The sequence below is a fragment of the Brevibacillus borstelensis genome, from assembly GCF_036700025.1.
Classification (GTDB): domain Bacteria; phylum Bacillota; class Bacilli; order Brevibacillales; family Brevibacillaceae; genus Brevibacillus; species Brevibacillus borstelensis.
On record NZ_CP144922.1, the window covers coordinates 5,398,942 to 5,412,601 of the forward strand.

The 13,660-nt window shown below is 51.3% G+C and carries 14 protein-coding genes; 2 read left to right on the plus strand and 12 right to left on the minus strand.

The window, feature by feature from the left end; all coding sequences use genetic code 11:
- Positions 1 to 26 precede the first annotated feature (26 nt).
- From V5G20_RS25905 to cpaB, 5 genes are read right to left on the minus strand one after another with little or no spacing between them, the layout of a single operon-like run.
- Positions 27 to 923 (minus strand): type II secretion system F family protein, encoded by an 897-nt coding sequence (locus tag V5G20_RS25905; protein ID WP_003392782.1) that lies wholly within the window; start codon positions 921 to 923, stop codon positions 27 to 29.
- Positions 924 to 936: 13 nt separating this feature from the next.
- On the minus strand, positions 937 to 1,857 hold the full coding sequence (locus V5G20_RS25910; protein WP_003392784.1) for a type II secretion system F family protein: 921 nt from the start codon (positions 1,855 to 1,857) through the stop codon (positions 937 to 939).
- Entirely contained in the window at positions 1,851 to 3,224 is a 1,374-nt protein-coding gene (locus V5G20_RS25915; protein WP_003392785.1) for a CpaF family protein, read from the minus strand. Before V5G20_RS25915 ends, V5G20_RS25910 begins: the two co-directional genes overlap by 7 nt.
- Positions 3,202 to 4,473: an AAA family ATPase gene (locus V5G20_RS25920; RefSeq protein ID WP_003392786.1), complete on the minus strand. Its 1,272-nt coding sequence runs from the start codon at positions 4,471 to 4,473 to the stop codon at positions 3,202 to 3,204. Before V5G20_RS25920 ends, V5G20_RS25915 begins: the two co-directional genes overlap by 23 nt.
- Before the next feature lie 25 nt (positions 4,474 to 4,498).
- A complete protein-coding gene (cpaB, locus tag V5G20_RS25925) occupies positions 4,499 to 5,224 on the minus strand; it encodes a Flp pilus assembly protein CpaB (protein ID WP_122958032.1) in 726 nt (241 codons plus the stop codon).
- 233 nt (positions 5,225 to 5,457) lie between these two features.
- Between cpaB and V5G20_RS25930 the strand changes: the two genes are divergently transcribed.
- On the plus strand, positions 5,458 to 6,681 hold the full coding sequence (locus V5G20_RS25930) for a cytochrome P450 (RefSeq protein WP_122958031.1): 1,224 nt from the start codon (positions 5,458 to 5,460) through the stop codon (positions 6,679 to 6,681).
- Positions 6,682 to 6,733: 52 nt separating this feature from the next.
- On the opposite strand, the gene V5G20_RS25935 is transcribed toward V5G20_RS25930, so the two are convergent.
- Together V5G20_RS25935 and V5G20_RS25940 are read right to left on the minus strand one after the other, a co-directional pair.
- A complete protein-coding gene (locus tag V5G20_RS25935; RefSeq protein ID WP_264484527.1) occupies positions 6,734 to 7,180 on the minus strand; it encodes a DinB family protein in 447 nt (148 codons plus the stop codon).
- Positions 7,181 to 7,328: 148 nt separating this feature from the next.
- The gene (locus tag V5G20_RS25940) at positions 7,329 to 8,297 is read right to left on the minus strand and encodes a helix-turn-helix transcriptional regulator (RefSeq protein ID WP_024984294.1); all 969 of its coding nucleotides are present in this window, start codon (positions 8,295 to 8,297) and stop codon (positions 7,329 to 7,331) included.
- A gap of 279 nt (positions 8,298 to 8,576) precedes the next feature.
- Between V5G20_RS25940 and V5G20_RS25945 the strand changes: the two genes are divergently transcribed.
- Positions 8,577 to 8,897, plus strand: a complete 321-nt coding sequence (locus V5G20_RS25945) for a hypothetical protein (protein ID WP_024984293.1) — start codon at positions 8,577 to 8,579, stop codon at positions 8,895 to 8,897.
- A gap of 166 nt (positions 8,898 to 9,063) precedes the next feature.
- On the opposite strand, the gene V5G20_RS25950 is transcribed toward V5G20_RS25945, so the two are convergent.
- The 5 genes from V5G20_RS25950 to V5G20_RS25970 all read right to left on the minus strand — a co-directional run bounded on the left by V5G20_RS25950 (position 9,064) and on the right by V5G20_RS25970 (position 13,527).
- Entirely contained in the window at positions 9,064 to 9,582 is a 519-nt protein-coding gene (locus tag V5G20_RS25950; protein WP_338462763.1) for a hypothetical protein, read from the minus strand.
- Positions 9,583 to 9,745: 163 nt separating this feature from the next.
- Entirely contained in the window at positions 9,746 to 10,741 is a 996-nt protein-coding gene (locus V5G20_RS25955) for a siderophore ABC transporter substrate-binding protein (protein ID WP_024984291.1), read from the minus strand.
- Positions 10,742 to 10,881: 140 nt separating this feature from the next.
- Positions 10,882 to 11,640, minus strand: coding sequence for an ABC transporter ATP-binding protein (locus V5G20_RS25960; protein WP_003392803.1), 759 nt, complete (start codon positions 11,638 to 11,640; stop codon positions 10,882 to 10,884).
- Positions 11,634 to 12,584, minus strand: coding sequence for an iron chelate uptake ABC transporter family permease subunit (locus V5G20_RS25965; RefSeq protein ID WP_338462766.1), 951 nt, complete (start codon positions 12,582 to 12,584; stop codon positions 11,634 to 11,636). Before V5G20_RS25965 ends, V5G20_RS25960 begins: the two co-directional genes overlap by 7 nt.
- The gene (locus tag V5G20_RS25970) at positions 12,574 to 13,527 is read right to left on the minus strand and encodes an ABC transporter permease (protein WP_003392809.1); all 954 of its coding nucleotides are present in this window, start codon (positions 13,525 to 13,527) and stop codon (positions 12,574 to 12,576) included. The genes V5G20_RS25965 and V5G20_RS25970 overlap by 11 nt, the downstream gene beginning before the upstream one ends.
- Positions 13,528 to 13,660: the final 133 nt, after the last annotated feature.

Here is a 13,660-nt window from a genome sequence, read left to right on the forward strand (position 1 = left end):
TCCTTGTTCGTACATGGACAAATCGCTTAATTCATGACAAACCGAGCCAACTCAATAAACACAGGTCCCAGCATAAATATGGTCATCGCCGGAAAGGCAAGCAGCAGCAAAGGCAGGAACAGCTTCAAAGAAGCTTCCGCACCCAGTCTTTGCGCTTTTTTCTTGCGGTCCTCCCACACCTCCGAGGCTTGCTGGCGAAGCACGCCGGTGATCCCGGAAGCCCCCCGCTCGATCGTCTGCGACAGGGCCGAGACAAACCGGCTTACCTCTTCTACCTGACAGCGATCGGCCATCCGCTCCAAAGCCTCGATTTGTCCCACGCCGTAGGCCACATCATTGACGACCGTCAACAGCTCCCGGGCGAGCACTCCCTTTTGGCGAGTCGCTACTTCGCGGAGAGCGGGAAAGAGATGAAGTCCCGCCTCGCACATGATAGCGACAGCGTTTAGCAGATGCGGAAGCTCACGGCGTATCGATTCCTGCCTGCTTTTGATCTTTTGCCTGATCCATTGCTGCGGCAGGAAGTATCCAATCAGTACGGCTCCTATGGCGATGAGGTAATAGTCGGAATTCCCGTTTGCCCAGCCCAGAAACAGAAAGTACAAGCCGGCCAGTACAGCCGATCCCGCCTGGACGCTTACGAAATTCTCCACGGTCCAGTTCTCGGCCAACCCTGCGTGAATCAGCTTGGTTTGGATATCCTTGCGCTGTTTCGGACGGATGCGAAGCCGCAAAGCAGCCATCATGCTCATCACGAAAGGAGTGATGAGGTGTACGAGACCGGTTTTTCGAGTGGTGGAAGAAGTCACGTAGGATGACATAAAGACAAAGCCCTTTTTTACTTTTTGCACCTGCAGCCATTTGGTCGGCAAAAAGAGCATGACGACCAGTACGAATGTGAAGCAGGCAATCAGCGTCGGCATAAACATTCACCCACTATATATTGATCTTCGTGATGGCGCGGCCGAGGAAGTAGTTGGCGACCAGCATCAGAGCGGCTAGGAACATCAATGACGACCCGACCCAGGAATCGTACATCGGCTGCATATAGCCCGGATTGAGCGCCATGATCGCCAGCACAATACCGAGGGGCATGAATGTGAGCATTTTTGCCTCCATTCGCTTTTGAGCTGTCGCCACCATGATTTCCTGCTGGACCGTAATCTTGTCGGTGATCATCATCGTCGTATTTTGAATGACCTCGGCCAGGTTGCCGCCGCGCGATTTCGTGATGAGGGCCGCGTTGACGAATTGCGTGACGTCCTCCTGATTGACGGCATCGCGGAATTTTTGCAGCGCTTCCTCCAGCGATACGCCAAAATGGATGTCCCGATTGAGCTTTTCCAGTTCATCCAGCATGGGGCGATCCTTTTTATGGCCGAGCTGCTTCGCCAAGTCTTGCTGACTGCGCAGGAGCGCGACCTGCAGGGAGGAACCTGCCTTCAGCGAGCTTGCGATGGACAAAATCGCCTCGCGAAACTGGAGAACCATGATCTGACGCAGTTTTTCCTGCCTTCTTTTCTTTATGGCCCGCGGAACGAAAAGCCCAAGTACGCCAAACAAGGCTGCGTAAAACTCGTTTTGGAACAGCAGCATGCCAAAGAAAAACAGCGACACGACCGAAACGGCGATCAAGAGATAGTCAAGCAGCTTCGTATCCGACGACGATCCCAGTTGCAGCCATCGCGACAGCCCGGCCCGCTCCTTCTTTGTTTCAATATGACGCAAGCGGTCAAACTGCCGGGTCAGCCACTTTTTTTGCGGAAATTCCCCGTAAATCAGCACGTACAAAAGCTCGATGAAGGAACGGAGCAATACGTACAAAGAGACCATGACCGCTACATATGTCCCTAGCATCTCAACTCCTCCGCTTCAAACATGGTTTCTCCGTATCCCCTGGACAGCCATTTCTCCATCTGCATGACCGGCTCGCCGGTCGGAACGAGAGCCCCCCGCAGCCGACCGTCCTCATCCATGCCTTCCATCCTCCAGCGAAACAGGTCGACGCACTCGATTTCGCCATCGACGTAATCACGGATTTCCGAGATTTGCAGGACCTTGCGGGAGCCGTCGCGAAGGCGGCCCAGGTGAACGATAATCTCTACCGCAGAGGCAATCTGCCTGCGGATGGCGGGGAGAGGCAGTTCCAGTCCCGACATCAGTACCATCGTCTCGAGACGAGACAGCATGTCGCGCGCCGAGTTGGCGTGGCCCGTCGTCAGCGAGCCGTCGTGGCCCGTATTCATCGCCTGCAGCATGTCAACGGCCTCTCCTCCGCGGACCTCCCCGACGACAATCCGGTCAGGACGCATCCGGAGCGCTGTCCGTACCAGGTCGCGAATGGCGATGGCGCCTTTCCCTTCTACGTTGGGCGGCCGCGTCTCCAGGCGGACAAGGTTTTCAATATGAGTGACCTTCAGCTCGGCCGCATCCTCTACCGTAATCACCCGCTCCGTCTGCGGAATGAACATGCTGAGCGCATTGAGAAACGTGGTCTTCCCCGAGCCGGTTCCCCCGGAAACCACGATGTTGTACCGGGCACAAATCAGCTTTTCGAGCCACTCTGCTATTTGAGGGGAAAGGGCCCCCAGCTCCACCAGCTCCTGCATGGTGTAAGGATTTTCAGGAAACTTCCGAATCGTTACGATCGGCCCGGACAGCGAGATCGGACGGATGACTACGTTTACGCGCGAACCGTCGGCGAGCCGGGCATCCACGATCGGATCGCTTTCATCCACTTTGCGGTTGATCGGGGCCACGATTTTTTCGATCAGGTGCAGCAGCTCCGACTCGGACTCGAACTGCAGCGGGGCGCCTTTTTCCGTCATCGCCCGGCGCATTCTCCCTTTTTCCTCAATGAAAATCCGTTCAATTCCGTTGATCATGATCTCTGTGATCTGCTCGTTCTTCACCAACGGATCAATAATTCCGTAGCCGACCAGCTGCTGGACAATTTCTTCGACCATTGTCCGCTTTTCTTCCAAGGTGAGAAGGGCATGGCCGAAGCGGGACTCGCTCTCCTCTTCAAGCACTTTCCAGATCACCTGGCGAAGCAGCTCCGGCTGGCTCAGCAGCTGTTGATCCTTTTTGTTCTGCTCGATGATTCGCTCGCGGACAGCCTGTTTCAGCTCGGGAAGCTGGACGGTTTCCTGCGCACGCCCTTCTGCCGGGCCCTCGCCGGTCGCACCCGCCTTCTTTTGCCTAATGGCCTCTTCTACCCGCACGTGTAAACACCCCCCGCAAGCTGAAGCCCTTGCCCAGCTCTCTTTTTGTAAAAACCGGACAGATGAAGTGTGCAATACGCCGGTAGTACCTGTTGATCTTCAGATGGGGTCTCTCGACGAGCGAGATTCCCCGGTTCGTAAAGCCTTGTATCTGCTGATACATATCCGGGATGGTTTCCGCGATTGGCATGGAGAGGATCTCCTCCAGCTCCGAGGTCGGGAACCCGATCGACGAATGGTAGCGATTGAGCACCAAATAACGGGATTGGAGCGGCCGGTTCAGCTTTTCGACGATATCAAAGGTGGACAAGAGCGACCAGTTGGCGACCACATCCGTCGTCGTCACGTAGAACAGATCGGTCGCTGCGCTCAGCAGAGCGATATTTTTCGGGGAGAGGTCGGTCGATGTATCCATGACGATTACCTCGTAGTCGAGCGCCTCCAATCCCTCCAATATTTTGTCGGTCATGTCCAGCGTCATGTTGCTCATCTTGAAATGCGTAGCCGCACTCAGAACATGCAGCTTTTTCCCCTCTACCTCGACCTGGTGAACCGACTCTTTGAGAGTCGCCACGAGGTCATCCTTTTGTCCGATTCCCTGCTCGATCATCCTGATCGCATCTGTCAATCCCCGGGTCCGGGGCAAATACAGATAGGCAGATATTTGTCCGAAGGTAGCGAAGTCGACAAGCAGCACCTTCTTATCTTTTAGTGCCAGCTGGCAGGCCGTGTTGATCGCCAGCGTCGTCTTCCCTACCCCTCCCTTCGGAGAAAAGAACAATACTTTTCGCGTTTCCTGATTGCCCAGAAACTCGTTCACCGCCGCCTTGCTTTGGACAGGCTGCGTATGTCCCGGCGTAAAAGAATAGATCCGGGGAGCCAGCAAATCGTACGGGATGTATTTATAGACGAACTCTACGGTTCCGCCGTGGAGATCCACCTGCAGCTTCCGCAGCTTTTCCATCTGGTCCGTCCAAATCATGATCTTGGCTACCCGGCGATTCCTGATCTGAATGATCTCCTCTTGCGGGTTCGGCATCAAATCCAGGTTGATCAATACCACATCTACATCATGGGCCCCGCAGTAGGCATACAGCTCTGCCAGGGAACGGACTTGCGCAACCACGCGAATGGTCGGGTGATTTTGTTCAAAATAGTGTTGAATGTCCTGTGTATGCTCACGATCCGTATCCGCTACAGCCACTCGGATAAACGAGGTTGCGCTTGCAGTCGTGTTGTCGTACTCCATCTCTTTTCACCTTCTTTTGCGATCCTTATTTCAGCAGCAGCGAATCTGTTACCGGAGCAACCCTCTCCCGGTCTCCGTTCCAAGGGTTCAGGATCAGATCGATATCACCCTTGTGCTTGGCGAGCGAGAGTTTGACGGCTTCCTGCGGAGAAACGAGAAGCGTGACGTGCTGCATGACGCTCTCCCTTCCTTCGCCCTTCACATTCACACGCTCGATGTCAAACACCTCGACCTGCTGCAGAATCATGTGGGAAACAGATTCTCCTATCGCTTTCGAGTCTGATTTGGAGGTGTAGATCACGTCGACCCAATCCCCTTTGCTCAGTCTGTTGTCCACCACGGAAGCCGGTGGCAGCGCGACGGCTATCAAGCGCTTTTCTTTTGGAATGAAGTAGGTCATATCCACGCTGCCGTCCTTGCGCAAATACATGCTTCGCTGTTCAGGAAAGATGAGCGCTTTGGGGTCCAGTTCCATCGGTTTGCCCGCTTCGATTTTTTGCAGGGTGATGCCGCCTACGACATCTTCCTTGACGGTAACGGGCTTGGTAATCAGCAATCGTGCCGAGTCAGCCGCTACCTCGACGGGCTTTACCATGTCTTCGGTAATGAGCGTGTGTGCCGGAATTTCCTTGGCCGCGACAATGACCACCGTCGTTTGGCGCAACGAATCCAAATATTCGTACACGGAATATGCGATAGCTCCTGCACTCACTAAAATAAAGAAAATACGCCAGCCCACTTTCGCAAACATATGAGTTCCTCCTGCTATGACATTGCCATCGTTTCAATACATTTCCTCTATAGACCGAAAAACCCAAAGATTGGTTGCAAAAAGTAAGAAAAAAACACCATTTTTTATGAAAAAAATTGGGTGTTTTTTCTAAGCATTGTCGCATATCCTGATGGATTCAATGGGAATACCTGTACATAAGAACTGGAGGAAAACGGGAAAATAAGCAAAAAACTAGCCCAAGGAGATTACTTATGGACCTGTCCTCCCAATCAAAAGTCTCTGGTTTTGTCATACCGGTGGAAGGATTGAAGTCCCCGGAAGAGCGGTTGCAGCCTTTTGCCTGGTTTCAAAAAATGCGGAAGGAATTCCCTGTTTCCTTTGATGCCAAGCGAAACTCCTGGGACCTCTTCCGCTACGACGATATTCTGGCCGTTCTCAAGGACCCCGCTGCCTTTTCATCGGTGAGGCCGCAGCAGGGCCCTGTTTTGTTGGGAAGTATTTTGGGGATGGACCCACCGAAGCACCATCAGATGAGAAATATCGTGAGCAAAGCGTTTACACCCCGTTCAATCGCTGAACTGGAGCCACGCATTACAGAGATCATGGGTGAGCTGATCGCACAAACAGAAGGGAAAACCGAGATCGATCTGCTCCAAAGCATTTCGATCCCGCTGCCTGTCATCGTGATCGCCGAGCTTCTCGGCGTTCCTGCGGCAGATCGCCAGCTGTTCAAGGACTGGTCGGATCGAATCGCCGAGTCGGTCGAGGACGACTCCGAAGCAGCCATCCAAAAATTTCTCGCTGATAAAGAAAAGGTACGCCGCGAGCTTGACGATTATTTCATGAAAGTAACGCTGGAGCGGAGAAAACAGCCCGAGGATGATTTGATCACCAAGCTGGTGCAAGCAGAAGTAGACGGGGAGAAACTGACGGACGAGGAAATCATGGAGTTCTGCATTCTGCTTTTGGGTGCCGGCAACGAGACGACGACCAACCTGATTACGAATGCTGTTCGCATCTTTATGGAAGAGCCGAGTCTCCAGGAAAAGCTGAGGCAGCAGCCGGAGCTGATGAAGGGGGCGATCGAAGAGGTTCTGCGCTACTACTCGCCCATTCTGGCGATGAACCGCTATGCGACAAAGGATGTGGAAATCGGCGGGAAGCAGGTGAAAAAGGGCGACCTCGTCGTGACCTGGATCGGTTCCGCCAACCGGGATGAGGAAAAATTCCCGGACGCCGACCGTTTTATCGTCGACCGCACGCCCAATGCCCATCTCGCTTTCGGACAGGGCATCCATTTTTGCCTGGGCGCCCCGCTCGCCAGACTGGAGGCATTGATCGCCCTGCCGCTCATCCTCGCTCATTTCCACGACATGAGGCTGCCCGAGGGAACGAAGCTGGAGGCGATCCCCAGCACTTTTGTTTACGGCGTAAAGGAGCTGCCGGTCCAGTTTACTCCTGCCGCCTATCATTAAGAGCGTTTTTTGAACAAAAAAACGGACTTGGGCAAAGTCCGTTTTTCTGTTCTTATGCTTGTGCTTGCTGAGAAAGCTCATACAAATAAAACACGTAATCCGTCGGCACGCCTGCGTACCCCTGCTGTCTGAGCATCGCCGCAATATTCCCGCGATGGTATGTGCCATGGTTGACGACGTGCTGCACGATATCAGAATACCTGGCCTCCAGCACCCCGTAAGTAGGATGGCGGTATTGAGTCGTCGCGTCCAGATCTGGCAAACCCGCCAAAAACTCCTTGTACCTCTCGGAGGCAGTGCGGAACAGCTGCTGGAGTTCCTCTGCGCTTTTGCCATTCGTCTCCTCGGTGATGCCCCCGATCGCCTCTCTTATCTTCTCAAAGCTTTCGCCAGCCATCGCGTACAGCCAAATATGATCTGCCGTATAGATATGAACCAGTGCACTGTAAACAGAAGAAAAAATGCTCTGAATCTCTTGACGGCAGGCTTCTTCGGGCAATTCCTTCAGTTGTTGAAAAATCCTCTCATTGGCCCATATGTGTATTCGTACAATTGTACTGCGTGGTGCTTCATTTCAGATACGCCTCCATTCGCCTAACCTTTTCATGTCCACAGCATAACCGAGATTCACTGACAAATACAGTCAGTCAAGATGAATACGTTTCGTAATGCACAAGCAATGCCTTCGTGACACTCACCATTCTTTCCCGAAGCAGCTTCGGCTCCAGCACTTGAATCGCTCCACCGTACGGCAGCAGAAAGTACGGTACGTAACCCGAGATCGATTCTTCATCCAGTTGAAAGCGGGCCTCACCCTCCGACCGCTCCACCAGAGCGTGTCCGAACAGCCAATGTTCGCAAAGGTCGCGTATGGCATGGGGTTTTCCCTTGATCCGAACGGCAATGAGCTTTTTCCTCTCCGCATCGGGCAGCAAGTTTTGCATGAAAAACTGCCTTGCGGAAAAATCGTCGGGTGGTTGGAACAAAGCATCAGTCCGGGATACGTGATGAATTCTGTCTACGCGAAAGCTGCGGATCTCGCATCGCAGATGGCAATAGCCGACGACGTACCACTTGTTCTTCCAGTAAACCAGCCCGTATGGATCGACATCGCGGACCTGCGGAGACGGATCACGGCCCTTTTGATAGGCCATGGACAGCGTATACCCATCCGCTACCGCTCGCTGCAGCTCTTGCAAAACTGACTCTATCGCAGGATTCGGTGGCGGGTTAATCACATCGAAACCGCGTTCATTCCGCTGAATATGATGCAACTGCTCCTGATTGGTGTACCTCTTCAGCTTGGACACGGCACTGTCCAACGCCTCGCCAAAAGGATAACCGGCCTCTTTCGCAAAAATGGCTGCATGAATCAGCGCCTTCTGCTCGTCCAGGTCGAAAAACAAAGGAGCCTCGATGAAGTGATCGGGCAGGGTATATCCGCCATTGTGACCGGAATCGGCGATGATCGGCACGCCGCTCGCGCACAAGGCATCGATGTAGCGGTAGACGGTCCGGATATGAATCTCCAGCGTCTCTGCCAGCTTCTTGGCCGTCATCCGTCTCCCTGTTTTCAAGAGCCACAAGATGGAAAGCATGTTGTCGGCTTTTGACATGTTATGAAGTGCTCCTTTCCTGTTGGCGAGGTTATCGTTATTTCTGTTCACCGCATTAAGATCCGGTTCTCTTTTTTCATGTGGAATTGATATACAATTATCCATGAAGGCACCATAAACCTGCTGGCTTGTTCCATTCGTTCATGCTAAAAAGCATCGTTCCCGTTCTCCGTTATTTTGGGAATGATGCTTTCCATTGCCGATGTAGTCCCATAGAAATGATCGGAACCCTATTCTGAGGCACGTCTCGTCCCCCTAAAAAACAGGGAGGTGTCGCTCATGATAAAGCGAATCCTATGGTTTATTGTAACAATTGGCTTCGTCATCCTTTTTGTGGCAGGCTGTTCTGAATTCTTTGGGACCATACCAGACAGAGTCAAAGTACGACAACAAGCCATTGCCTACATTCATAACAAATACAATGTTCCCATCGAACAGATAAAAACGGATATTCCTTCTTATCGGTATGGAACTTTGCGCTATGTAATACATGTATTCGATACAGAAAGCGAGGACGTCTATTTCCTATCTGTTAGAATCAGGCCGAAAAACCATGTGGAAGACATAGAAGAGCCTATGGGGAATCCTATCAAGGAATGAAAAAGCAGTTGTAATAAAAGCAATCAGCCGTTTGATGCTGCAGCCTTGAATCCGCTACAGGCCGAGGATGAGCGATAAGCCACTTTCCCCAACCAACAGCCATCGGACGCCTTTAACGGAAACACTTTCGTTCTCGTACCTCAAGAGACAAAAAAAAAAGACCACGTCAGTTCGGGTCCTTCGCATGCTTTCCGATCATATCCAGTTCCACGTCTGCAACCCTTCGGTTTACATACCGTACTTTCTCTTTCATGTCGCGAATCTCGGACAGTACCAAATTATCGCTATTAATATTGGCGATGTGCTGGGAGTGAAGCGCGACTTTTATTTCGTCTACCTTTGTATCCAGTCGGTCAAAACGTTCCTCCAAATGGTCTACCTTTGCCTCTAGCCGATCAAAACGTTCTTCTTGTCGATCTACTTTCTCCTCAAGTCGCTCGAACCGCCCTTCCAACTGGTCCACCTTTGCCTCCAGCCGATCAAAACGTTCCTCTTGTCGATCTACCTTCTCCTCAAGCCGGTCGAACCGCCCTTCCAACTGGTCGAATCGTCCCTCCAACTGGTCGAATCGTCCCTCCAACTGGTCGAATCGTCCCTCCAACTGGTCGAATCGTCCCTCCAACTGATCGAACCTTTCTCCCATCCGCTTCATGCCTTCCGCGATTTCCAACAGGAGCTTTTCCATTCCGCTGTTCCCCTCCTTATGGGCATTATACAGGATTTCTGTCGGCTTGTAACTCACTGAGAAAGGGCCTTCATAAAGAAGGCCCCGCTGTTTTTCCCACTATTCTTTTGTATTGCGCCAAAGGCATAGCGCCTCTACTATCAGTACTCATAGCCTGACGCTATTATTTCAAAGCGCCCTCTACTTCTTTTACCATTGCGTCGACGGAGACGAGTCCGCCGCCGGACAGATACCAGAAGTCCGGTTTGAGATAAACGATGTGCCCTTCTTTAAAGGCTTTCGTTTTCTTCACCAGTTCGTTTTCAACTACACCCTTCGCGGAGGATTCTCCCCCAACTGCAGCGGTGCGGTCGATGACGAACAAGAAGTCCGGGTCTTTCTCCACGATGTATTCAAAAGAGATGCTTTGACCGTGAGTGGATACCTCGATGTTCTTATCTGCCGGTGTAAAGCCAAACACGTCGTGAATAATGCCGAAACGGGAGCCTGCTCCATACGCGCTTACTTTGCCGTCGTTGGCCAGAATGATCAGCGCGTTTTTGCCGCTGGCTGTTGCTTCTGCGTTCAGTTTTTTGATCGATTCATTGATTTTCGCCAGTTCTTCTTCAACGGCTGCTTCTTTGCCAAAAATTTGGCCAATCGTTTTTGCGTTCTCGGTAAAGGACTCCATATAGCGGGAGGTGTCCACGCCCTGGTAGATCGTTGGTGCGATCGCTTTGAATTCTTCATACATAGCCTGTTGGCGGCCAGAGATGATGATCAGGTCAGGCTTCACTTCGTTGATTTTCTCAAAATCAGGCTCTTTCAGGCTTCCTACATTCACATACTTGTCATCCTTGTATTTTTCGAGGTAAGTAGGAATGCTTGTTTTTGGCAGCGCCGCTACTTCAACGCCCAGCTTATCCAGCGTATCCAGCGTACCGAAGTCAAAGACAACAACTTTTTTCGGGTTTTTCTTCACTTTGGTTTCGCCCAGCTGGTGTTTGATCGTCAGCTCTTCGCCTTGCGCTTCCGTTGCCGGCGTTCCTTGCGCTCCCTGCGCTTGCGGCTGCTCTGCCGTGCTATTAGTGCTGCCGGTCGTGCTGGAACCGCCCGAACCGCATGCTACTGCAAAGACTGCCAGTACGGCAATCATGAGATATACTGCTACCTTCTTCATGTCGTCACCTCTAAAAGGGATTTTTTATATTGCATCGATGATTGTCTGGAAAAGAGTCTGGCTTGCTGCCAGCCCATTTAAAAACGGGATTTCTCTTTTTCAGACACCATCGAAATGATGCCTGACACAATAGATTTTCATCAAGAGAAGTAAATACAGATTTTATTGTCATCGATGTGCTGGATCGGAATGTCCATGTCATAGACCTCTTTCAACACGGGAGACGTGATAATCTCCTCGATCGTTCCCTCCCGGACGATCTTTCCGTCCTTGAGCGCCACGATGTAGTCGGAGTAACAGGAGGCGAAATTGATGTCATGGATGACGATCACCACTGTTTTCCCCAGCTCATCCACCAGTCTGCGGACAATCTTCATGATCTGTACGGAATGCTTCATGTCGAGATTGTTGAGCGGCTCATCCAGCAGGATGTATTCGGTGTCCTGAGCAATGACCATCGCGATATAGGCGCGCTGCTTCTGTCCCCCGCTGAGCTGGTCCAAATATTTGTCCTGCATGTCATGAAGCTCCATATAGCGGATCGCTTCGTCGACATGCTTCCAATCCTCCTCTGTCAGCCGTCCCTGCGAATAGGGGAAGCGTCCAAAGGAAACCAGTTCGCGGACCGTCAGCCGCAGATTGATGTGATTGGACTGCTTCAGAATGGAAATCTTTTTGGCCAGGTCGTTGCTTTTGCACTTGCCGACTTCCTGACCGTCAATGTAGATATCCCCTTCGTCCATGGCGATCAAGCGGCTGATCATCGACAGCAATGTGCTTTTGCCTGCCCCGTTTGGACCGATAAAGGAGGTGATTTTCCCTTTGGGGATTTTTACAGAGACGTTTTCCACTACTTTTTTCTGTCCGTATTTTTTGGACACGCTTCTTACCTCTACCATGATTTATTCTCCTTCAATAGTAGATAGATAAAATACACGCCGCCGACAAAGTTGATGATGACGCTAAGGGTTGTCGAGAAGGTAAACACCCTCTCTATGATGAGCTGCCCTCCGACGAGTGCAATCACGCTGATGAAGATGGAACCGAGAATCAAATACTTGTGGTTGTAGGTTCTCATGAATTCGTACGTGACGTTGACCACAAGCAGTCCCAGGAAGGTGATCGGCCCGACCAAAGCAGTCGAGATCGAGATCAGAATCGCTACGGCGACCAGCAGCCTTTTGACTACATAGTCGTAATCAACCCCCAGGTTTATGGCTTGATCTCTCCCCAATGACAGGACATTGAGGTATTTATTGAACCGCCAAAAATAAGCGAATACAAGCACCATCAGGATACCGGCGATGCCGATCAGATTGTTGTTGATGTTGTTGAAGCTGGCGAAACTCTTGTCCTGGATGACCTGAAACTCGTTCGGATCGACCAGCACCTGCATGAACGTCGCCATGCTCTGGAACAATGTCCCGAAGATGATGCCGATCAGCAGCAGATAGTAAATATTTTGCTGATCCCGTTTAAACAGGATCTTGTACAAAACAGCCGAGAACAGAACCATCAGGCCCACGCACAACAGAAAGTTCAAATTGTTGTCTACCATGGTGAGCGACTTGGAGCCGAATACGTAAATGACGAAGGTTTGGATCAGCATATAAAGCGAATCCAGGCCCATGATGCTCGGTGTCAGGATTCGGTTGTTCGTAATCGTCTGAAACACCAGTGTCGAGTAGGCGATGGCTGTTCCCGTCAGAATAATCGCCAGTACCTTCAAGCTCCGCCGGGGAAGGATGTAATCCCAGTTGCCCCCTGCTTTGATTGTCATAAAAATGGCGATCAAAACGAGGGCCGCCGCTGCCAACCAGACCATTTTCTTTTTATATGCCATATGCCTTTCTCCTCATCAGTAAATAAGCAAAGATACCACTTCCGAGCACCCCGACGGTCAGGCTGATGGAAATTTCGTATGGGTAGATGATGACCCGGCCAAGGATGTCGCAGAAGAGTACGAATACGGCTCCCAATAAAGCGGTATGAGAAAGGCTGTTTTTCAGGTTGTCGCCACGATAGATCGAAACGATGTTCGGGATGATCAGGCCCAGAAACGGAATCATCCCCACAGTCAACACGACGGACGCGGTGACCAGGGCAACAATCACCAATCCAATGTTGACCACCCGCCTGTAATTCAGGCCCAAATTCTTGGAAAAGTCCTCGCCCATCCCGGCTATCGTAAATTTGTTGGCGTACAGGTATGCGATAACAAGCAGCGGAATGCTGATGTACATCAGCTCGTAGCGCCCTTTCATGATCATGGAAAAATCGCCCTGCAGCCATGCCGACATGTTCTGGATCAGGTCGTACTTATACGCGATAAAGGTAGCGAAGGAGCTGATGATGTTCCCGAACATCAGTCCGACGAGCGGGATGAAGATCGTATCCTTGTACTTGATCTTCTCCAGGATTCTCATGAACACAAAAGTGCCCAGCAAGGCAAAGACGAAAGAAATCAGCATCTTGACCAACGGACTTGCCGTGGTAAACAGCATCAGCGATACGAGAATCCCCAATCTGGCGGAATCTAGCGTCCCTGCTGTCGTGGGAGAAACAAATTTATTCCGGCTTAGCTGCTGCATGATCAGACCGCAAATACTCATGCTGACGCCTGCAATAATAATGCTGATCAGACGGGGAAGCCTGCTCACGAGCAGTATTTCGACCTGGTCGTCTGTCAGCTGGAATACATCCAGCGGGGAAATGTCCTTTACACCGATAAAGACAGACCCGAATGAGAATAGAAGCAGTGCAAGAAACAAATATCCGATTTTCATTGGCTCTTTCCTTTGTGGTCAGGTAAGATTCTCAGTCAAAATGCCTATGAAGCACAAGAATATGTACTTCCGGCATCCAATAATGATATTCATTATCATCTGATTACATTGAGTATTATACCCATTCATTTAC

What these genes read in the sequence shown, in the direction of transcription:
- V5G20_RS25905 (WP_003392782.1), bottom strand. Translation starts at nt 923, where the DNA reads ATGCCGACGCTGATTGCCTGCTTCACATTCGTACTGGTCGTCATGCTC.
- V5G20_RS25910 (WP_003392784.1), bottom strand. Translation starts at nt 1,857, where the DNA reads ATGCTAGGGACATATGTAGCGGTCATGGTCTCTTTGTACGTATTGCTC.
- V5G20_RS25920 (WP_003392786.1), bottom strand. Translation starts at nt 4,473, where the DNA reads ATGGAGTACGACAACACGACTGCAAGCGCAACCTCGTTTATCCGAGTG.
- cpaB (WP_122958032.1), bottom strand. Translation starts at nt 5,224, where the DNA reads ATGTTTGCGAAAGTGGGCTGGCGTATTTTCTTTATTTTAGTGAGTGCA.
- V5G20_RS25930 (WP_122958031.1), top strand. Translation starts at nt 5,458, where the DNA reads ATGGACCTGTCCTCCCAATCAAAAGTCTCTGGTTTTGTCATACCGGTG.
- V5G20_RS25940 (WP_024984294.1), bottom strand. Translation starts at nt 8,297, where the DNA reads ATGTCAAAAGCCGACAACATGCTTTCCATCTTGTGGCTCTTGAAAACA.
- V5G20_RS25945 (WP_024984293.1), top strand. Translation starts at nt 8,577, where the DNA reads ATGATAAAGCGAATCCTATGGTTTATTGTAACAATTGGCTTCGTCATC.
- V5G20_RS25950 (WP_338462763.1), bottom strand. Translation starts at nt 9,582, where the DNA reads ATGGAAAAGCTCCTGTTGGAAATCGCGGAAGGCATGAAGCGGATGGGA.
- V5G20_RS25955 (WP_024984291.1), bottom strand. Translation starts at nt 10,741, where the DNA reads ATGAAGAAGGTAGCAGTATATCTCATGATTGCCGTACTGGCAGTCTTT.
- V5G20_RS25960 (WP_003392803.1), bottom strand. Translation starts at nt 11,640, where the DNA reads ATGGTAGAGGTAAGAAGCGTGTCCAAAAAATACGGACAGAAAAAAGTA.
- V5G20_RS25965 (WP_338462766.1), bottom strand. Translation starts at nt 12,584, where the DNA reads ATGGCATATAAAAAGAAAATGGTCTGGTTGGCAGCGGCGGCCCTCGTT.
- V5G20_RS25970 (WP_003392809.1), bottom strand. Translation starts at nt 13,527, where the DNA reads ATGAAAATCGGATATTTGTTTCTTGCACTGCTTCTATTCTCATTCGGG.